The sequence below is a fragment of the Frigoribacterium sp. PhB160 genome, from assembly GCF_003751785.1.
Classification (GTDB): Bacteria; Actinomycetota; Actinomycetes; order Actinomycetales; family Microbacteriaceae; genus Frigoribacterium.
This window is the reverse complement of the sequence record NZ_RKIE01000001.1, coordinates 733,410-752,190: the sequence shown is the minus strand read 5'-3', so window position 1 is coordinate 752,190 and position 18,781 is coordinate 733,410. Positions and strand designations below refer to the sequence as shown.

At 76.1% G+C, this 18,781-nt stretch carries 19 protein-coding genes, 1 pseudogene and 1 riboswitch; of the genes and pseudogenes, 12 read left to right on the top strand and 8 right to left on the bottom strand.

Features of this window, described 5'->3' with window-relative positions; genetic code table 11:
* The first annotated feature begins 35 nt into the window (after positions 1-35).
* From EDF38_RS03565 to EDF38_RS03555, 3 genes are all read left to right on the top strand, one after another.
* Positions 36-527 (top strand): GNAT family N-acetyltransferase, encoded by a 492-nt coding sequence (locus EDF38_RS03565; RefSeq protein ID WP_123354017.1) that lies wholly within the window; start codon positions 36-38, stop codon positions 525-527.
* Positions 528-613: 86 nt separating this feature from the next.
* Positions 614-1,171, top strand: coding sequence for a TetR family transcriptional regulator (locus EDF38_RS03560; RefSeq protein WP_123354016.1), 558 nt, complete (start codon positions 614-616; stop codon positions 1,169-1,171).
* 47 nt (positions 1,172-1,218) lie between these two features.
* Positions 1,219-2,043, top strand: a complete 825-nt coding sequence (locus tag EDF38_RS03555) for a dienelactone hydrolase family protein (protein ID WP_123354015.1) — start codon at positions 1,219-1,221, stop codon at positions 2,041-2,043.
* On the opposite strand, the gene ribH is transcribed toward EDF38_RS03555, so the two are convergent.
* From ribH to EDF38_RS03525, 6 genes and pseudogenes are all read right to left on the bottom strand, one after another.
* Positions 2,040-2,525, bottom strand: a complete 486-nt coding sequence (gene ribH / locus EDF38_RS03550; protein ID WP_123354014.1) for a 6,7-dimethyl-8-ribityllumazine synthase — start codon at positions 2,523-2,525, stop codon at positions 2,040-2,042. The genes EDF38_RS03555 and ribH overlap by 4 nt on opposite strands.
* A gap of 187 nt (positions 2,526-2,712) precedes the next feature.
* Positions 2,713-3,313: pseudogene (ribB, locus tag EDF38_RS03545) on the bottom strand (3,4-dihydroxy-2-butanone-4-phosphate synthase); the annotation flags it as partial.
* A complete protein-coding gene (locus EDF38_RS03540) occupies positions 3,310-3,936 on the bottom strand; it encodes a riboflavin synthase (RefSeq protein WP_123354013.1) in 627 nt (208 codons plus the stop codon). The gene EDF38_RS03540 and the pseudogene ribB, both read right to left, overlap by 4 nt.
* Before the next feature lie 160 nt (positions 3,937-4,096).
* Positions 4,097-4,232, bottom strand: a riboswitch (FMN riboswitch).
* 52 nt (positions 4,233-4,284) lie between these two features.
* Positions 4,285-4,980, bottom strand: coding sequence for a pentapeptide repeat-containing protein (locus tag EDF38_RS03535; protein WP_123354012.1), 696 nt, complete (start codon positions 4,978-4,980; stop codon positions 4,285-4,287).
* 87 nt (positions 4,981-5,067) lie between these two features.
* Positions 5,068-6,492: an L-serine ammonia-lyase gene (locus tag EDF38_RS03530; protein ID WP_123354011.1), complete on the bottom strand. Its 1,425-nt coding sequence runs from the start codon at positions 6,490-6,492 to the stop codon at positions 5,068-5,070.
* 9 nt (positions 6,493-6,501) lie between these two features.
* Positions 6,502-7,065, bottom strand: a complete 564-nt coding sequence (locus tag EDF38_RS03525; protein WP_123354010.1) for a MarR family winged helix-turn-helix transcriptional regulator — start codon at positions 7,063-7,065, stop codon at positions 6,502-6,504.
* 115 nt (positions 7,066-7,180) lie between these two features.
* Here EDF38_RS03525 and EDF38_RS03520 point away from each other — a divergent pair, with 115 nt between their 5' ends.
* Positions 7,181-9,376 (top strand): MMPL family transporter, encoded by a 2,196-nt coding sequence (locus tag EDF38_RS03520; RefSeq protein ID WP_199734566.1) that lies wholly within the window; start codon positions 7,181-7,183, stop codon positions 9,374-9,376.
* On the opposite strand, the gene EDF38_RS03515 is transcribed toward EDF38_RS03520, so the two are convergent.
* Positions 9,301-9,897, bottom strand: coding sequence for a thermonuclease family protein (locus EDF38_RS03515; protein ID WP_123354009.1), 597 nt, complete (start codon positions 9,895-9,897; stop codon positions 9,301-9,303). The two genes, EDF38_RS03520 and EDF38_RS03515, sit on opposite strands and share 76 nt — an antisense overlap.
* Positions 9,898-9,968: 71 nt before the next feature.
* A complete protein-coding gene (locus EDF38_RS03510) occupies positions 9,969-11,147 on the bottom strand; it encodes a winged helix DNA-binding domain-containing protein (protein ID WP_123354008.1) in 1,179 nt (392 codons plus the stop codon).
* 108 nt (positions 11,148-11,255) lie between these two features.
* Between EDF38_RS03510 and EDF38_RS16025 the strand changes: the two genes are divergently transcribed.
* From EDF38_RS16025 to EDF38_RS03475, 8 genes are all read left to right on the top strand, one after another.
* Positions 11,256-11,393 (top strand): hypothetical protein, encoded by a 138-nt coding sequence (locus EDF38_RS16025; protein ID WP_199734564.1) that lies wholly within the window; start codon positions 11,256-11,258, stop codon positions 11,391-11,393.
* A 230-nt stretch (positions 11,394-11,623) separates the two neighbouring features.
* Positions 11,624-13,969 (top strand): collagen binding domain-containing protein, encoded by a 2,346-nt coding sequence (locus EDF38_RS03505; protein ID WP_123354007.1) that lies wholly within the window; start codon positions 11,624-11,626, stop codon positions 13,967-13,969.
* A 218-nt stretch (positions 13,970-14,187) separates the two neighbouring features.
* Positions 14,188-15,399, top strand: a complete 1,212-nt coding sequence (locus EDF38_RS03500; RefSeq protein ID WP_123354006.1) for an alcohol dehydrogenase catalytic domain-containing protein — start codon at positions 14,188-14,190, stop codon at positions 15,397-15,399.
* Between the two features lie 161 nt (positions 15,400-15,560).
* Positions 15,561-15,839 (top strand): acylphosphatase, encoded by a 279-nt coding sequence (locus tag EDF38_RS03495; protein ID WP_123354005.1) that lies wholly within the window; start codon positions 15,561-15,563, stop codon positions 15,837-15,839.
* 291 nt (positions 15,840-16,130) lie between these two features.
* Positions 16,131-16,598 (top strand): RNA polymerase sigma factor, encoded by a 468-nt coding sequence (locus tag EDF38_RS03490; protein WP_123354004.1) that lies wholly within the window; start codon positions 16,131-16,133, stop codon positions 16,596-16,598.
* Positions 16,599-16,666: 68 nt separating this feature from the next.
* Entirely contained in the window at positions 16,667-17,242 is a 576-nt protein-coding gene (locus EDF38_RS03485; RefSeq protein ID WP_233572336.1) for a methylated-DNA--[protein]-cysteine S-methyltransferase, read from the top strand.
* Complete coding sequence (locus EDF38_RS03480) at positions 17,239-17,829, top strand: DNA-3-methyladenine glycosylase I (protein ID WP_123354003.1); 591 nt, start codon at positions 17,239-17,241, stop codon at positions 17,827-17,829. Before EDF38_RS03485 ends, EDF38_RS03480 begins: the two co-directional genes overlap by 4 nt.
* On the top strand, positions 17,826-18,773 hold the full coding sequence (locus EDF38_RS03475; protein ID WP_199734562.1) for a DNA-3-methyladenine glycosylase: 948 nt from the start codon (positions 17,826-17,828) through the stop codon (positions 18,771-18,773). Before EDF38_RS03480 ends, EDF38_RS03475 begins: the two co-directional genes overlap by 4 nt.
* The last annotated feature ends 8 nt before the right edge of the window (positions 18,774-18,781 follow it).

Below are 18,781 nucleotides of genomic sequence, written 5' to 3'. Positions count from 1 at the left end.
CCGGGCTCGTCGTGCGCACGGGCTAGCCTGGCGGGATGACCGTCCAGCACCGCACCGCCCGCGTCGCCGACATCGAGCCGCTCACCCTCTACGCGATCCTGCGGCTGCGGGTCGACGTCTTCGTCGTCGAGCAGGAGGCCGCCTACGCGGAGCTCGACGGCCGCGACGTCGAGCCGGAGGCCCGCCTGCTCTGGTCGGAGGAGGACGGCGACGTGCTCGCGACGGTGCGCGTGCTCGCCGACGGCGCCGACCGGCGCATCGGCCGGGTCGTCACCGCCGCCCACGCCCGCGGTCGCGGCCTCGCCGCCAAGCTGATGGACCGCGCGCTGGTGGAGTGCGGCGGGCGCCTCGTGCGGCTCGACGCCCAGGCGCACCTCGAGGGCTGGTACGCGCGCTTCGGATTCGTCGTGGACGGCGAGCCGTTCTTCGAGGACGGCATCCCGCACGTGCCGATGACGCGCCCGGCCGACGTCGACGCGGCGCCGCCGCGCGCCCCGGGCCGGCACAGCGACCTCGCCGGGCGCTGACCCGGACGGCCGCGGAGCGAGCGTCGTCGGACGGATCCCCGACCGGACCGTGACGTTCGGTCCTCCACGCCCCTACACTCGCCCCCATGCCCCGACGTCCCACTCCGCCGCGCGAACGCATCCTCGCGGCGGCACACGCCGAGTTCGCCGCACGAGGCCTCGCCGGTGCACGCATCGACTCGATCGCCCGGGAGGCGGAGGCGAGCAAGGAGCGCCTCTACGCCCACTTCGCCACGAAGCGCGACCTCTTCGACGCCGCTCTCGGCGACAGCATCGACCGGTGGATCGTCGCGGTGCCCTTCGACGCCCACGACCTGCCGACCTGGGCCTGCACCCTCTACGACCACCTCGCGACGCACCCCGACGACGCCCGCCTGCTGCTCTGGGGGCAGATCGAGGGCGCGACGCTGCCGAGCCCCGGCGTGGTCGACCACGAGCAGCTCGAGCGACGCCGACTCGCCGTCCGCGACGCCCAGGCGAGCGGCGACATCCCCTCCGAGTGGGACGCCGACGAGCTGCTGACCATGGTCTTCGGGTCGGTTCTCGCCTGGTTCGTGACGCCCGACGCGACCAACCTGCACACGGGGCCGCACGAGCGCCGCTGCGACGTCGTGCGGCAGGCCGTCCGCCGACTCGTCGGCTGAGCGGCGGTCGGACGGGACGCACCGGGCCCGCGAGTAGCGTCGCCGTCATGAGCACCGACTCCCCCACGACCGACTCCCCCTCGACCGACCCGACCGCCGACCTCTCCCCTGAGCTGCGCGAGCTGCTCGCGACCGTGCCCGACCCGGGCGGCGTCGAGGCGGGCCCCGTGGCGTACGACGACCGGGGCACCGCCCTCGAGGGGTACCTGGCGACGCCCGCGCGCGCCTCCGACGGGTCGCTGCGCCCCGCCGTGCTCGTGCTGCACGACTGGTTCGGCGTCGTCGGCCACGTCGCGGTGCGGGCGCAGATGCTCGCCCGGCTCGGCTACACGGCGCTGGCGGGCGACGTCTACGGCCGGGGCGTGCGGCCCGGGCCGGAGGACGCCGCGGCCGAGGCCGGTCGCTGGTACGGCGACGTCCCCGCCTTCCGCGCCCGGCTCGCCGCGAGCCTCGAGCGCCTGCGTGCCGAGCCCGGCGTCGACCCCGAGCGCATCGCCGTGATGGGCTACTGCTTCGGCGGCTCGGGTGCTCTCGAGCTCGCGCGGTCGGGCGCCGACGTGGCGGGCGTCGCGTCGTTCCACGGCGGGCTGGGCACCTCGCTGCCCGCGGAGGAGGGCGCGGTCACCGCACCGCTGCTCGTCATGACCGGCGCGGCCGACCCCGTGGTGCCCGACGACGACCTCGTCGCGTTCGAGGACGAGCTCCGCGCCGCGGGAGCCCCCGACTGGCAGGTCGTCAGCTACAGCGGCGCGATGCACGCCTTCGCCGTGCCCGGCACGGACTCGCCCGAGCACGGCGCGCAGTTCCAGGCCACGGCGAACCGTCGCTCGTGGCAGCAGCTGACGACCTTCCTCGACGAGGTCTTCGCCTAGGCCGTCGCGACCCGGCGCAGCTCGCGCAGCTGCACGGCGGTGGCGACGGCGGCGTGGGCGGCCTCGGCGCCCTTGTCCTCCGTCGAGCCGGGCAGGCCCGCCCGGTCGAGGCCCTGCTGCTCGTCGTCGAGGGTCAGCACGCCGAAGCCGACGGGCTTGCCCGTGTCGAGGGTGACGCGGAGCAGGCCCGACGTCGCCGCGTCGGAGACGTACTCGAAGTGCGGGGTGCCGCCACGGATGATCACCCCGAGGGCGACCACCGCGTCGGCGCCCGACTCGAGCGCGGCCTTCGCGACCACGGGCAGCTCGAAGCTGCCGGGCACGCGGACGACCGTCGCCTCGGCGCCGAGCTCGGAGACCGTCGCCAGGGCGCCCGCGAGGAGGCCGTCGGTGATGGTCTCGTGCCAGGTGCCGGCGACGATCGTCACGCGGATGCCCGCGCCGTCGACGTCGAGGTGGGTGGGGGCGCCTTCACCGCTCATGCGGGTGCTCCTTCGGGGTCGGGGCGGCCGACGGGGGTCGCCGCGGTCAGGGTGGTCGTGCTGGTCGTGCGGGTCGTGCTGGCCGTGTCGGTCGCCGCGGCCGTGCGGGCGGGACGGGGCTCGTCGGCCGTCGCGGCCGGCACGCGCGTGACGACCCCGTCGACGTCGTGCTCGCGACGCCAGTCGACGAGCTGGGCGATGGTGACGACCGGCACCCCCTCGCGGGCGCCCAGGTCGAGCAGGCCCGGCAGGCGCATCATCTCGCCGTCGTCGCCGACGATCTCGCTGATCGCCGCGACGGGTCGGAGGCCGGCCGCCAGCATGAGGTCGACGGCCGCCTCGGTGTGGCCGTCGCGGGCGAGGACCCCGCCGGGGACGGCCCGGAGCGGCAGCACGTGGCCGGGCCGGTGCAGGTCGTCCCGCACCGAGCCGGCGTCGGCCAGCACCCGCAGGGTCCGGGAGCGGTCGGAGGCGCTGATGCCCGTCGTCACGCCGGCCGCGGCGTCGACGCTGACCGTGTAGGCCGTGCCGCGGGCGTCCTCGTTGCGCGCCACCATGGGCGGCAGGTCGAGCCGGTCGGCGATCTCGCCCGTCATCGGCGCGCAGACGAAGCCCGACGACACACGCACCATCCACGCGGTCCACGCCTGGCTGGCGAGCTCGGCCGAGAGGACGACGTCGCCCTCGTTCTCGCGCGACTCGTCGTCGACGACGACGACCGGGCGACCGAGGCGGAGGTGGTCGAGTGCGGTCTCGATCGACGCGAGGGCGGGGCCGGAGGCCGTCACGGCCGGGCCGCCGCGACGGCGTCGAGCGCCAGCATGCGCCGGACGTGCCGGGCGACGACGTCGGTCTCGACGTTGACCCGGTCGCCCGCGCGCTTGGCGCCGAGGGTGGTGGCGGCGAGGGTCTCGGGGATGAGGCTGACCTCGAACCAGCCCCGCGCCTCCCCCGGCTCGCTGATCGCGCTGACGGTGAGGCTGACGCCGTCCAGGGTCACGGAGCCCTTGTCGACGAGCAGGGGCGACAGGGCGTCGTCGAGGGTGAGCCGGACGCGGCGCCAGGCGTCGCCGTCGGCGGTCTCGACGACGGTCGCCGTGCCGTCGACGTGGCCCTGGACGATGTGCCCGCCGAGCCGGTCGCCCACCCGGGCGGCGCGCTCGAGGTTGACGGCGGAGCCCGGGGCGAGGTCGCCGAGGGTGCTCATCACGAGCGTCTGCCTCATCACGTCGGCGGTGAACGCGTCGCCGTCGCGGTCGACGACCGTCAGGCACACGCCGCTGACCGAGATCGAGTCGCCGTGCGCCGCGTCGCCGACGGCGAGCGGGCCGCGGACCGTCAGGCGGACGCTGTCGCCCGCCTCGTCGAGCCGGACGACGGAGCCGAGCTCCTCCACGAGGCCGGTGAACACGTCAGCGCCCCGTGGTCGTCGTCGGCGTGGCCGTGCGGGCGCACGTGGCAGCGGGTGTGGTCGTCATGTCGTTCTCCTCCGAGCCGTCTGGGGCCCTCCGGGGAACGACGCACGCGTCGTGGCACAGCCGGGGCGCGCCCGCCGTCGACGGTCGCCCTGGCCCGCGCTGCCTCTCATCCGGACTGTGACCGTCGGTACCGGAGTCCCACCGGTTCAGCCTCCGCCGCCCCTGGGGACGACGTCGGGTCGCGGACTGTGACCGCCGGTTCAGATTTGCACTGACCCCGGAGCGCGTTGCTCAGCGCCGACCCTAGCACCGGCGCCCGCGTGCTCGACGGATCGCGTCGCTCAGTCGACGACGATGCCGAGGTGCGCCGCGAGCACGGGCGCGAGCAGCGACAGCTGCAGCCCGTCGACGGTGGCGCCCCGCAGCCCCTCGAGCCCGTCGACGCGCTCGAGGTCGGTCGTGCGCAGGTCGGTGTGGGCGAGGGAGGCGCCCGTCACGTCGAGCGTGCCCACCCGGCAGTCGACGAGGGCGACGCGCATGGCCTGCACGCCCCCGAGGTCGAGCTCGCCGATGCTGCACCCCTCGATGACCACGTCGGTGAGCGTCGAGCCGCGGAGGTTCAGGAAGTCGATCTTGCCGCCGACGAGGTGCACCGACCGCCAGTCGGCGTCCCACAGCTCGGCCGACCCCCACCGCGGTCGCTCGACCCGCACCTCGTGCCAGGTGGTGCGGGCGGCCGCCAGCTGCGGCGCCGTCGAGTCGGAGACGACGCACTCGACGAACCGGCTGCCGCGGAGGCGCGCGCCGCCGAGCCGCGGCCGCTCGAGCACGCACTCGCGGAGGGTCGTCCCCTCGAGGTCGCGGTCGGTCAGGTCGGCGTCGACGAAGCGCTCGAGCTCGCGGTCGTCGCGGGCGCCGAGCAGGTCGGCGCCCATGTCGACGAGGCCCGTCGGGTCGACCGGGTCGAGCCGCGGGGCGTCGGTGCCGCCCCCGCTGCGGGCGACGGAGCGGGCGGAGGGGCGGCGGGCGGGCGTCATGCGACGAGGGTAGCGGCGGCCCCCGACGCTCGCCGCGCCTCCTCGTCGGGTCGGGGTCTCAGGCCCGGCCCGCGGCCCGGGACCGCGTCAGCACTCGATGACGTTGACGGCGAGGCCGGCGCGGCTCGTCTCCTTGTAGCTGTCCTTCATGTCGCGCCCGGTCTGGCGCATCGTCTCGATGACGGCGTCGAGGCTGACGACGTGGCTGCCGTCGCCGAGCAGGGCCATGCGGGTCGCGGCGACCGCGGTGCCCGACGCGATCGCGTTGCGCTCGATGCACGGCACCTGCACGAACCCGCCGACGGGGTCGCAGGTGAGGCCGAGGTGGTGCTCCATCGCGATCTCGGCGGCGTTCTCGACCTGGCGCGGAGTCCCGCCGAGCACGGCCGTGAGGGCCCCCGCGGCCATCGACGCGGCCGACCCGACCTCGCCCTGGCAGCCGGCCTCGGCGCCCGAGATCGAGGCGTTGCGCTTGTAGAGCGAGCCGATCGCCGCGGCGGTCAGCAGGTAGTCGTGGGCGAGCTCTTCCCGGGACACCCCGTGGAAGCGCATCGCGTAGTAGCCGACGGCGGGGATGATGCCCGCGGCCCCGTTCGTCGGCGCGGTGACGACGCGCCCGCCGCCCGCGTTCTCCTCGTTGACGGCCATGGCGTAGGCCTGCAGCCACTGCGCGGGCAGGTCGGAGGTGAGCAGCGAGGAGGCGCGCCCCTGGTCGACCGCGGAGCCGCCGATGGCGAAGGCGGTCGCCCGCGCCTCCTGCTCGCCGAGCATCTCGGCGATCTGGCGGGCCCGCCTCGGCACCTTCATCCAGCCGGGGAGGACGCCGGCGGTGGCGAGGCCCGCGTCGACGCACGCCTCCATCGCGTCCCACCGCGATCGCAGCCCCGCGGCGGCCGCCTCGGCGCCGTGCACCGCGACCTCGTTGCGCCAGGCGAGCTCGGCGACGCCGACGCCCTCGACGTCGCAGAGCCTGAGGAGGTCGTCGGCGTCGGTGAACGCGAACGGCGCCTCGGCCGCGGGCACGGCGTGCTCGTCGTCGCCGTCGCGGACGACGAAGCCGCCCCCGATGGAGAACCACACGTCGCGGCCGAGGCTCTCGCCGGCCGCGTCGAACAGCTCGACGCTCATCGCGTTCGGGTGGCGGGGCATGCGCGTCAGCGGGGCCATGCGGAGGTCGCCCGCGCCGAAGGCGACCTGGTGCGCGCCCAGCAGCCGGAGGCCGCCGCCGCGCTCGACCGACTCCTGCATCGACGAGACGACGTGCGGGTCGCACGTCTCGGGGTCCATGCCCGCGAGGCCGGCGAGCACCGCGGACGGCGTGCCGTGGCCGAGGCCGGTCGCGGCGAGGGACCCGTAGAGCACGGCCTGCACGCGCACCACGTCGGCGAGCCGACCGGCGTCGCGCACCGCCTCGACGGAGCGGCGGGCGGCACGCATGGGGCCGACCGTGTGGGAGCTGGAGGGGCCGATGCCGATCGAGAAGAGGTCGAGCGCCGAGACGTGGTCGGTCATCCCCCGAGGCTACCTCGCGGGCGGGGCGGCCTCGGCCGCGGGCTCGCGGGCCCCCGCCGCGGTGCGCCGCGCGTGGTCGCCCATCGCCCCGGACATCCGGTCGAGGAAGCGCCGCACCGTCTCGAGCTCGTCCGGCCCGAAGTCGGCCATGACGTCGTCGGTGAGGGCGCCCAGGGGCCCGAAGAAGCGTCCCGCGACGGCCCGGGCACCCGGCGAGTAGCGGACGAGCACCCGCCGCCGGTCGGCCTCGTCGCGGCCGCGGTGCACGTGCCCCGAGCGCTCGAGGCGGTCGATGACGCCGGTCGCGGCGCCCGAGGTCACGCCGAGCAGCTCGCCGAGCCTGCCGGACGTGACGGGGTCGCCCCTCTCCTCGGCCTGCATGACGTGCAGCAGGGCCTCGAGGTCGATGTGGCCGAGGCCCTGCTCGGCGGCGAACGCCTGAGCGACGCGCTGCGAGTCGGTCGTGAGCTGCTGCATGGAGGCGACGATGTCGCGGCGGAGGCCCGAGCGGGCCGGCGACCTGGGGCGCGCGGACGACGCAGGACGGGCGGACGTCGGGTCGGCCTGGGTCATCGCTCCTCCTCCGGCACGCGCCGTCGTGCGTGCATCTCACGATCTTCGCGGACACGGCTGGGCGTCCGTGACATAGTCTTAGCAGCTAAGACATCAACGATCTGAAGGAACAACCATGCGTGCACTCGCCCGTCTCGTCAGCGGCCGCCGATCGTCGTGGGCCGTCCTCGGCGGCACCCTCGTCGTGGTCGCCCTCCTGTTCGCCCTGCTGCCCTCGGACGACGACGACGCCTTCCCGGCCTCGGGCCTTCCCGACACGAGCCAGTCGGCCCAGGTCCAGGCCCTCCTCGACGACTTCCCCTCGGCCGACGCCACGGCCGGCGTCCTGGTCTGGAGCCGAGGAGGCGCGGAGCTGTCCGCCGACGACCTCGCCTCGATCTCCTCCCGCTCCGAGGCCCTGGCGGCGCTCTCGACGACGCCCGAGGCCGTCCGGCCCCAGGTCAGCGACGACGGCGCCGCGGCCCTCGTCGCCGTGCCGCTCTCGGCCGCCGACGTCGACGCCGACCTCGACGGGGTGGCGACGAGCCTCCGCGACGCCGCCTCGGCGGGCCTCCCCGACGGCCTGACCGCCGCGCTCACGGGCCCGGTCGGCTTCCAGGACGACGTCTCGAACGCCTTCGCCGGCGCCGACCTGCGCCTGCTGCTCGTGACGGTGCTCGTCGTGGCCGTGCTGCTCATCGTCACCTACCGCAGCCCGGTGCTCTGGATCGTCCCTCTCGTCGTCGTGGGGGTCGCCGACGGGCTCGCGCGCGTCGTCGTCTCGGCCCTCGCCTCGGCGGCCGACGTGCCGGTCGACGCCTCGATCTCGGGCATCCTCTCGGTGCTCGTCTTCGGCGCGGGCACGAACTACGCCCTGCTGCTCGTGGCCCGCTACCGCGAGGAGCTGCTGCACGTCGACGACCGCGACGTCGCCATGCGCACGGCCGTCCGGAGCGCGGGCCCGGCCATCGCCGCCAGCGGCGGCACCGTCGCCCTCAGCCTCGCGACCCTCCTGCTCGCGTCGCTCGCCGGCAACCGGGCCCTGGGATTCGCCTGCGCGATCGGGGTCGTCGTCGCGATCGCGTCCGCGCTCGTCGTGCTGCCGGCCGCGCTCGTGGTCTGCGGTCGGGGGCTGTTCTGGCCCTTCGTGCCCCGCGCCTCCTCGTCGTCCCCGGGGCCGCACGGCCACGCCGCGCGGCGACCGGGCGCCTGGGAGCGCCTCGGTCGCGGCGTGCAGCGCCGACCCGCCCGGGTCGCGGTCGCGGCGGCCGCGGGCGTCGGCGTGCTCTGCCTCGGTCTCGGCGGCTACGCCGTCGGGCTGTCGCAGACCGACCAGCTGCTGGGCGACCCGGAGTCGGTCACCGCGCAGGCCGTGATCGACGAGTCGTTCTCGGCGGGCCTCACGAGCACGACCACCGTGCTCGTGCCCGACACGGCGACGGCCGACGCCGTGTCGGTCGCCGAGGGCGTCGACGGCGTCGCCTCCGCCACGGCCGGCGAGCAGGCGGACGGCCTCACCCGCGTCGACGTGCAGCTGGACGCCGAGCCCGAGAGCGACGCGGCCTCCGCGACCGTCCAGGCCCTCCGCGACGCCTACGCCGGTGCCGGAGGCGCGGTGTCCGACGCGCTCGTCGGCGGCGGGGACGCGACGGCGTACGACGAGCGCACGGCGGCGGCGGCCGACCTGCGCCTGATCGCGCCGATCATCCTGGCGATCGTCTTCGCGATCCTCGCGCTGCTGCTGCGCTCGCTCGTCGCCCCGGTGCTGCTCATCGCGTCGGTGCTCGCGACCTTCGCCGCGAGCCTCGGGGCGTCGACGTGGCTCTTCCGCCACGTGCTGGGCTTCGACGCCCTCGACACGAGCGTGACGCTCTACGCCTTCCTCTTCCTCGTCGCGCTCGGCGTGGACTACAACATCTTCCTCACCACCCGGGCGCGGGAGGAACGCCTCCGGCACGGCACCCGCGAGGGCATGGTGCGGGCGCTGTCGTCGACGGGCGGCGTCATCACGAGCGCCGGGGTGCTGCTCGCCGCGGTCTTCGCGGTGCTCGGCGTGCTGCCGGTCGTCGCGCTGACCCAGGTCGGCGTCGTCGTCTGCATCGGCGTGCTGCTCGACACGCTCGTCGTGCGGACCGTGCTCGTGCCGGCGCTCGTCTTCGTCGTCGGGGACGCCTTCTGGTGGCCGAGCCGGGCGGGGCGCGGCGCGGGTGCCGGTGCCGGTGCCGGTGCCGGTGCCGGTGCCGGTGCCGGCGAGGGTCAGGCGCAGGCGCCCCAGAGCCCGTCGCCGTCCGAGCGAGCGGCGGCCTCGGCGGCCACGAAGTCGTCGCGGTAGCGGTACTCGGCGTCGTAGGTGTCCTCCCGGCCGTAGCCCTGGGCGACGAGGTCCTCGTTCAGGAGCGCGCCTCCCGCGGTCCAGACGTAGCGCAGCAGGCGGTCGTAGCGGTCGGCGTCGCCCTGCGAGGCGTCGGCCTCGAGCCAGACGGTCGACCCGACGGGCAGGCTCGTCGTCGTGAAGGCGCTGGCCTCGGGGCCGAAGCAGTCGACCGGGGCGCCGGGCCGGACCGTCTCGGGCGTGTCGACGCCGATCAGGCGGACGCGCTCGCGGTCGCCGCCGTCGGCGAGCAGCACGATGACCGTGTCGCCGTCGACGACGCGGTCGACCGTGGCCTCCGCGGCGCCCTCGGGGACCGCGGCGGGGACGGCGGCGGCGCCGCTCCCGGCCGCGCCGCCCCGGTCGAGCAGCTGCGGGAACGCGATCACGACGACCGCGCCGACGACCACGACGACGAGCCCGACGAGCTGGCGGCGTCGGCTGCGGGCACGGGGGGCGCGGCGGGCGGCGTTCTGGGGCATCAGGTCCTCGGGGTGCGGGGCGGGGCTGGGCGGGGCTGGGCGGGGCTGGGGGCGGGGCGGGGCGGGCGTGGTCAGCCGAGGGCGTCGGCCTCGTCGGGGGCCGAGCCGTCCGGGCGGACGAGCTCCCGGCCGAGATGGCGGGCGTACTCGGCCTGCCGCTCCTGCAGCCGTGCCCGCTGACCCGCGACCAACGGTACCCACGGGTCGAGCTCGACCGTGACAGTGCGTCGGGTGAGGGTGCGCCGCCACGTGCCGACCACGCGGCCGTCCACGACGATCGCGGGCCGGAACCCGCCGTTCGACGACGGCACGAGACGCGCCTTGTCGGCCGGGTCGAGGCTCGCGCCGCGGTCGGCGTACCCGAGCAGCAGCTCGTCGAAGGGCGGCAGGAGGCGCAGGTCGCCCCGGGCGGGCGGGTCGCCTCCCCGGGCGGTGCCTGCCGGTGCCCCGCCGGCGGCCCGCCGGTCGAGCCACTCGACGTCGCCCGCTTCCGTCACGTCGACGTCGGCCGTGATCTCGACGGCCCGGCGGACGTCGGTGAGGGTCAGCCCGCTCCACCAGGCGAGGTCGCGCACCGTGGCGGGCGACCGGTGCGCGAGCCACCGCCGCGCCAGCTCGCCGAGCGCCTCGTCGCGGTCGTCGAGGCGACGAGCGTCCGGCAGCCAGTCGTCGAGGAGCGCGACGGTCTGCTCGGTGCCGCGCGGAGCGCCGAGCACGATCACCCGCTCGCCCGACAGCCAGCGCAGCAGGTGCGAGCCGCGCTCCGAGCCCGTGTCGACGCCGGCCCGACCGACGGCGGCGAGCAGGTCCGCTCGCGAGACGAGCCGGCCGCCGGCGAGCGCCCGGACCACCGCGTCCCTCGCCGTCGCGAAGTGCCGCGGCTCGAGCCCCGCACGACGCCAGGTGCCCCGGGCGGCGGCCGCGGCCCGGGGGGCGAGGAGGCCGGTGAGCCAGCGGACGTCGTCGGCGGCCGTGATCATGAGCGTGCCGCGGGCCGGCCAGCTGCGGACGACCTCGCGGCGGGCGAAGGCCGCGGAGACGTCGGCCGCCGTCGCCGTCGGGGCCTCGGTCTCGCCGCGGGTGCGGAGCGCGAGGGCCCAGGTCGCGGCGGGGAGGTCCTGCGCCTGCGTGGCGAGCATCGCGGCGGCCGTCTCGGCCACGGTCGAGCCCGCCGAGCCGCTGATGCCCTGAGCCGCGAGCCGGGCGCGGGCGACGTCGTCGGACGGTGACGGGGCGGCGCTGCTGGCCATCCCCGCAGTGTAGGAGCCGTGAAGACCCGCGGCGGGGCAGACAGCAGCGTCGTCGCGCCGTAAGCTCCGCCCACCGGCCCATCGTGGTCCGGTGACGGAGGCACCACCATGGCAGAGAAATCGGCGAAAAAGGGAACAGCGAAGACGGCGGTGCGCAGCCTCAAGGAGAAGCGCGCTGACAAGAAGGCGAAGCACGACACGGCCTCGCACTCGGAGGACATCGTCTCGAACGTCAAGAAGCGCTAGCGCGCTCCGTTCGACGGCGGCCTCGGGCCGTGACGCGGCACCGCACCCCCTGCAGACGCAGCCGGGCCGCGGTGCCGCTGTCGTGAGCGGGGAGCTCGCCCGACGTGGTCTTGCGTGCTGCGGACAGGTCTGTCCCCCGGGACGACGAGCCTGGTGACAGATGAGCACTCCTCCGGATAGCCTCGCCGCACGGGGAGCCCATCAGGGGGCCGACCGCGGGAAGGCAGGCCATGTCCACGTCCACCGTCGCGCCCCAGGGCACGCGTCGCCACCTCCGCCGGCTCGGAGCCGTCGCCACCACCGGGGTCGTCGCCCTCGCGCTCGCCCTCGGGGGCGTGACCAGCGCCTCCGCGGCCCAGGGAGGCTCGTGGGGCACCTTCACCGCCACGGGCAGCGCCCGCGCCTACACCGGCACGATGACCCTGCCCGGCGGGTTCCCGGCCACCACGTTCACGTCGACCTCGCGCCAGGCCACGATCCCCAGCGGGTCGAGCACGTGGCAGGCCGCGTCCACCCCGCCCGGCGCGCAGCACGGCTCGAGCCGCGGCCTCCCCTACCTCAACCTCCGCCCGGCGCAGGACAGCCCGACGGCGGCCGCCGCCTCGGTGACGACGTACTCCTTCGCCACGCCGACCCTCGCCTCCGGCTGGTCGTTCGTCCTCGGCGACGTCGACGCCGACCAGGTGACCGTGACCGCGACGGGCGCCGACGGTGCGGCCGTGCCGGCCTCCGCCCTGAGGTTCCGGGGCACGTACAACTACTGCCAGGGCGCCGGCACGCCCTCGTGCGACTCGGCCGGCGTCGGCGACCAGCCCACCTGGGACGCCGCGACCTCGACCCTCGTCGGCAACGCCGCCGCGGCCGACACCGAGGGCGCCGCCGCGTGGTTCAGCCCGACGACGCCGCTCTCGTCGCTGACCTTCACGTTCCAGCAGCGAGCGGGCTTCCCCGTCTACCAGACCTGGTTCGCCACGACGACCTTCGGGCTCACGGGCACCGCGACCGTGGGAGGCGCGCCCTTCCCGGGTGCGCTCGTCACCGTCCGCGACGCGTCCGGCACCGTCGTCGCGACGACCACCACGGGCGCCGACGGCGGCTACGCCGTGCCCGCCCTGACGGCTGCACCCGGCTACGTGGCGACGATCGAGGCCCCCGAGGGCACCGACGCGGCCGTGCCCGTCACCGTCGACCTCTCGTCCGCCGACGGCGTGGCCGACTTCGCCTTCCCCGACGACGTCGCGCCGGCCACGGTCTCGGTCGAGGGCACGATCCTCGACACCGACGGCACGCCCGTCGCCGGGGTCCCGCTCCAGCTCGTCAGCGAGGCCGACGGCACGCTCGAGGGCGAGACGACGACGGCCGACGACGGCACGTTCGCCTTCCCCGGCCTCGACGCCGACACGCGCGTCGTCCTCGAGCGCACCGACACGGACGAGGAGCTCAGCCGGTTCACGCCGAACGGCGGCGGCACGATCCCTCAGGCCCTCATCACGCCCGTCCCGGCCCCGCTCGCGACGGTCGACGTGACGGGCACGATCACCGAGCCCGACGGCACCCCGGCCGCCGACGCGACCCTCGACGTCGTCGCGGTCGACCCGGCCGACCCCGAGGCGCTGCCCACCGGCGAGACGATCACCGTCGTGACCGACGAGACCGGTGCCTTCGAGGTGCCGGGCCTGCTGCCCGAGACCGACTACGTCATCGTCGTCGACGAGCAGGCGGAGGCGCCCGTCCCGTTCACGACGCCGGCCGTCGGTGAGCCGTCGGTGCCGCTCGAGCTCGCCGTCCCCGCGGCCGAGTCCGTCTCCGTCGGGGGCACGCTCGTGGACGCCGAGGGCGACCCGCTCGCGGAGACGCCCGTGGCCGTGCTGCCCGTCGACGGCGACACCCCCGTCGCCACCGACACCACCGACGCCGACGGCTCGTTCGTCATCGACGGCCTCGAGCCCGACACCGACTACCTCCTCGTCGTCGACGGGGACGCCGACACAGCGATCGCCTTCACCACCGGCGACGGCGACACCGACCTCGGCGAGGTCACCCCCGCCGTCGTCGCGCCCGACACCGTCTCCGTCGGCGGCACCCTCGTCGACGCCGACGGCGACCCCATCGCGGAGACGCCCGTCGCCGTGCTGCCCCTCGACGGCGACACCCCCGTCGCCACCGACACCACCGACACCGACGGCGCGTTCCTCGTCGACGGCCTCGAACCCGACACCGACTACCTCCTCGTCGTCGACGGGGACACCGACACCGCGATCGCGTTCAGGACCGGTGACGCGGACACGTCGCTCGGCACGCTCGTCGTCGACCTCGCTGCGGACCCGGGCGTGCCCTCGCCCTCGCCGTCCGACCCGGGTGTCCCGGCGCCGCTGCCCGGCGACCCCGGTGCGCCCGTCGCCCCGGCACCCGCCCCGGCCGCGCCGACGCCCGGCCTCGCCTTCACCGGCTCCGACGTGGCGCTGCCGCTCGGTCTCGGCGCGGGCCTGCTGCTGCTCGGCGTCGGCGCCCTGGTGGCCCGTGGCGTCGTGCGGCGACGCCACCGCCTCGAGGAGCCCGCGGGCCCCGGCGACTGACCCGCGCCTCCCGCGCTCGCGCCGCACCCCCGGTCCGGCGCTGCACCCCGAGTCCTGACGGTGCAGCGCGGGTCCGGGGGTGCGGCGCGTTCTCCGAGACCCCGGCGTACCCCGGACGCGGAGCCGACTCGGCGGGAAGCCACCGCTCCGCTCGGCCTACCGTCCACGGTGCGTCGGCGCCACCGTCGGCGCCCCGACCGGCACCGCAGGAGGTACCCATGAAGGCAGTCGTCTGGCACGGCATCGGAGACATCCGTCTCGACGAGGTCGCCGAGCCCACCATCCAGGACCCGAACGACGCGATCGTCCGCATCACCCGCAGCGCGATCTGCGGCACCGACCTCCACTTCGTCCGAGGCACGATGGCACCGATGGAGGAGGGCACGATCCTCGGCCACGAGGCCGTCGGCGTCGTCGCCGAGGTCGGCTCGGCGGTCCGCGGGTTCAGTCCCGGCGACCGGGTGGTCGTCAACAGCACGGTCTCGTGCGGCGAGTGCCGCTACTGCCGGCAGGGCCAGACAGCCCAGTGCGACCAGGCGAACGCGAACGGCCCCGACGCCGGCACCGCGTTCTTCGGCGGTCCCGCCTCGACCGGCCCGATCGACGGGCTGCAGGCCGAGCTGGTCCGCGTGCCCTGGGCCCGCAACACGCTCCACCCGCTGCCCGACACGGTCAGCGACGACCAGGCGATCCTGCTCAGCGACATCTACCCCACCGGCTGGTTCGGCGCCGAGCTCGCCGGCGTCCGTCGAGGCGACGTCGTCGCCGTCCTGGGCGCCGGCGTCGTCGGCCAGTTCGCGATCGCGTCGGCCTTCCAGCAGGGCGCCTCGCGCGTCATCGCGATCGACGGCCACGAGGACCGCCTCGCGGCCGCCCTCGCCCAGAACGCCGAGGTCGTCGACTTCAATGCCGAGGACCCGGTCGAGGTCGTGAAGCGGCTCACCGGCGGCGTCGGGGTCGACGCCGTCATCGACGCGGTCGGTGTCGACGCCGAGCACGCCGCGCACGGACCGGCCGCGCCGGACGACGACGAGAAGGCCGGCTTCGAGGCCGAGGTCGAGCAGGTGGCGCCTGACGCGGCGCCGCAGGACGACCTGTGGGTGCCCGGCGACGCCCCCTCGCAGGCCGCTCGCTGGGCCGTCGAGATGGTCGCGAAGTACGGCCGCATCGGCATCATCGGCGTCTACTCGCCCACCGTCGAGACGTACCCGATCGGCGCCGCCATGCTCAAGAACCTCACGATCCGCATGGGCAACTGCGACCACCACTCGGTGACGCCGCCGCTCATCGAGCGCGTCGCCGCGGGGCTGTTCGACCCGACGGCGCTCATCACCGAGCAGGAGCCGCTCGGCGACGCGATCGCCGCCTACGAGGCCTTCGATCGCCGCGAGGCGGGCTGGCTGAAGGTGGAGCTCACCACCGGCGCCTGAGGCGAGGCCAGGAGGAGGCGCAGGGTCCGGACACCGCGCCTCCCGCGCGCGCGTTGCACCCCCGATCCGGCGCTGCACCCTGAGTCCTGACGGTGCAGCGCGGCTCCGGGGGTGCGGCACGCCCGCACCGGAGCCGGGGAGGCGCGGGTACGGTCGGGCGCATGGACGACGTGATCAGGCGGCGCGCCCTCGTGCGCGGGCGGGTGCAGGGCGTGGGGTTCCGGTTCTCGACCGAGGGCGAGGCCGATCGACTCGGCGTCGCCGGCTCGGTGCGGAACCTCGCCGACGGCGGGGTCGAGGTCGAGGCGGAGGGCACCCCCGACGAGGTCGAGGCCCTGCTCGCGTGGCTCCGGGTCGGGCCCGACGGCGCGCACGTCGACTCGGTCGACGTGGAGCAGCTCGTGCCCACGGGCGAGGCGGGGTTCGAGACCCGGCACTGAGCGCCGGGGCCGACACGGGCCCTGCGGGAGAGGGCCCGGCGGGAGAAGGCCCGGCCCGGGTGCTCGCACGCACCCGACAGCGTGGAGACCCCGGACCGAGCCGGTGGCATCCATGGGAGGATGCACCTCGAATCTACCAGCCCGGCCGGGACCGGACACCCGCTCGTCCGAGCGGCCCGAGGTCGCGAGGTCGGATCGCAGGCTCGACCTCACATCCGGGGCCCGGCGGGCGTCTACAGGATGACCGGCACCGGCCGAGGTGAGGAGGACAGCGTGGGCCCAGGAGCGAAGATGCCCTTCGACCGGGTCGTCGACCGGCACGGGGCCACCGTGCTCCGCGTCTGCCGGTCGATCCTCCGCCCGGCCGACGCCGACGACGCCTGGTCGGAGACCTTCCTCTCGGCCCTCCTGGCCTGGCCCTCGCTCGACCCCGACACCGACCTGGAGGCGTGGCTCGTGACCGTCGCCCGACGCAAGGCCGTCGACGTGGTGCGGGGCGACCGACGTCGCGCCGTGCCCGTCGAGGTCCTCCCCGAGCCGCCCGCCGGCCCGTCCTTCGACGAGGTGCTCGCCCGCGACGACGAGCTGCTGACGGCGGTGCGGGCCCTGCCCGACCGCCAGCGGGCGGCCGTCGTCGCGCACCACCTCGAGGGCCTGAGCCACGACGAGGTCGCCGCCGCCACGGGACGCAGCAGCGCCGCGGTGCGCCGCGCGTCGTCGGACGGGATCGCCGCGCTGCGGACGAGGCTGACCTCGTGACCGGCCCCGAGATCGGCGCCGGCCCCGAGGTGGGCGGGGCCGTTCCCGAGGCGGGCGGGACGGTCGCCGTGACCGCCGCCGAGGCGGCCACGCTCGACGCCCTCCGATCGCGCCTCGCCGACCGCGCCGAGGCCGAGGGCGTGCTCGACGTCGCCTGGCGGACGGTCGACTCGCCCGTCGGCCCGCTGCTGCTCGCCGCCACCGAGGCGGGGCTCGTGCGGGTCGCCTTCGACGTCGAGGGGCACGAGGCCGTGCTCGACCGCCTCGCCGTCGCCGTGAGCCCCCGGGTGCTGCGGGCCCCCGCGCGGCTCGACCGCGTGGCCGCCGAGCTCGACGAGTACTTCGCCGGCCGCCGGCGCACCTTCGACGTGACGCTCGACCGACGCCTCTCGACCGGCTTCCAGCGGACGGTGCTCACGCACCTCCGCGAGATCCCCTACGGCGAGACCGCCAGCTACGGCGCGGTCGCCCTCGCGGCCGGCAGCCCCCGGGCGGTCCGGGCCGTGGGCACCGCCTGCGCGACGAACCCGCTGCCGCTCGTCGTGCCCTGCCACCGCGTGGTGCGCAGCGACGGCACGGCCGGTCGGTACCGCGGCGGCGAGGCGGCGAAGGCCCTCCTCATCGCCCTCGAGGCCCACTCGTGAGCGACGTCGTCGTCGGACCCGACGGCCTCGCCCGCCCGGCCTGGGCGAGCGTCGACCCGATGCTGCGCGACTACTACGACACCGAGTGGGGCCTGCCGGTGCGCGACGAGCGCGGGCTGTTCGAGCGGCTCAGCCTCGAGGCCTTCCAGTCGGGGCTGTCGTGGGCGACGATCCTCCGCAAGCGCCCGGCGTTCCGCGAGGCGTTCGCGGGGTTCGACCCCGACGTCGTCGCCGCGTTCGACGACGACGACCGTGCCCGGCTGCTGGCCGACGCCGGCATCGTCCGGAACCGGCTGAAGATCGACGCGACGATCGCGAACGCGCGCGCCACGGTCGACCTCCGGGCGCGCGGCGGCCTGGTCGAGCTGGTCTGGGCCTCCCGCCCGGCCGAGACGCCGAGACCGACGACCATGGCCGAGGTCCCGACGACGTCGCCCGAGAGCGTCGCGCTGTCGCGGCGCCTCAAGGCCGAGGGGTTCCGCTTCGTCGGCCCGACCACCATGCACGCCCTCATGGAGGCCGTCGGCATCGTCGACACCCACCTGCTCGACAGCCACCGACGCGGGTCGTCGGGCGTGTGGGCGTGAGCGGTCCCGAGCGCGCCGCCGACCGGTTCGTCCTCCCCGTGGACGGCCCGTACGACGTGGCGCACGCGATCGGCATCCTCGCCGCCCACAGCACGCCGCTCGCCGAGCAGACCGACGTCGCCGCGCGGCGCCACGGCCGGCTCGTCGACCTCGGCACCGGAGGCGCGGGCGCGGACCCGGGCGCGGGCGCAGGTGCGGATGCCCCGCCGCGCCTCGTCCGCGTCGACGTCGTGCTCGACGAGGGGGCCGTCGCCGTCGAGGTGCGCCCCGCCGACGGGGTCGACCTGGACCCCGACGACCGCGACCGGCTGGCCGCAGTCGTCCGCCGGTGGCTCGACCTCGACGCCGACGTCGAGGCCGTGCAGGCCGCGCTCGGCGACGACCCCGTGCTCGGGCCGCTCGTCCGCGCCCGGCCCGGCATCCGCCTCACCGGCAGCCCCGACGGCTTCGAGACGGCGGTGACCACCGTGCTCGGGCAGCAGGTCTCGCTCGCGGCGGCCCGCACCTTCACCGGCAAGCTCGTCGCCGCCTACGGCACGCCCGTGCCCGGCACCGGCCTCACGCGGTTCCCGCGGGCGGAGGTCGTCGCGGGGGCCGACGTCGCCGAGCTCCGAGCCGCGATCGGCGTCACCGGATCGCGGGGCCTCACCGTCTCCGCCCTCGCCGCCGCCGCGGTCGACGGGCTCGTGGTCGACCCCGAGGGCGACCACGCCGACATCCGCCGCCGGCTGCACGCGGTCCGCGGGATCGGCCCGTGGACCGTCGAGTACCTGGCGATCCGCGCGCTCGGCGACCGCGACGCGTGGCCGAGCGGCGACCTCGTCCTCCGGCGCGTGCTCGGGGGCGTCACGGCGCGCGAGGCGGAGGCCGCCGGGGAGGCGTGGGCCCCCCACCGCGCGTACGCCCTGTTCCAGCTCTGGGCCGGCGCCCTCGTCACGGCCTGACGCCGCCG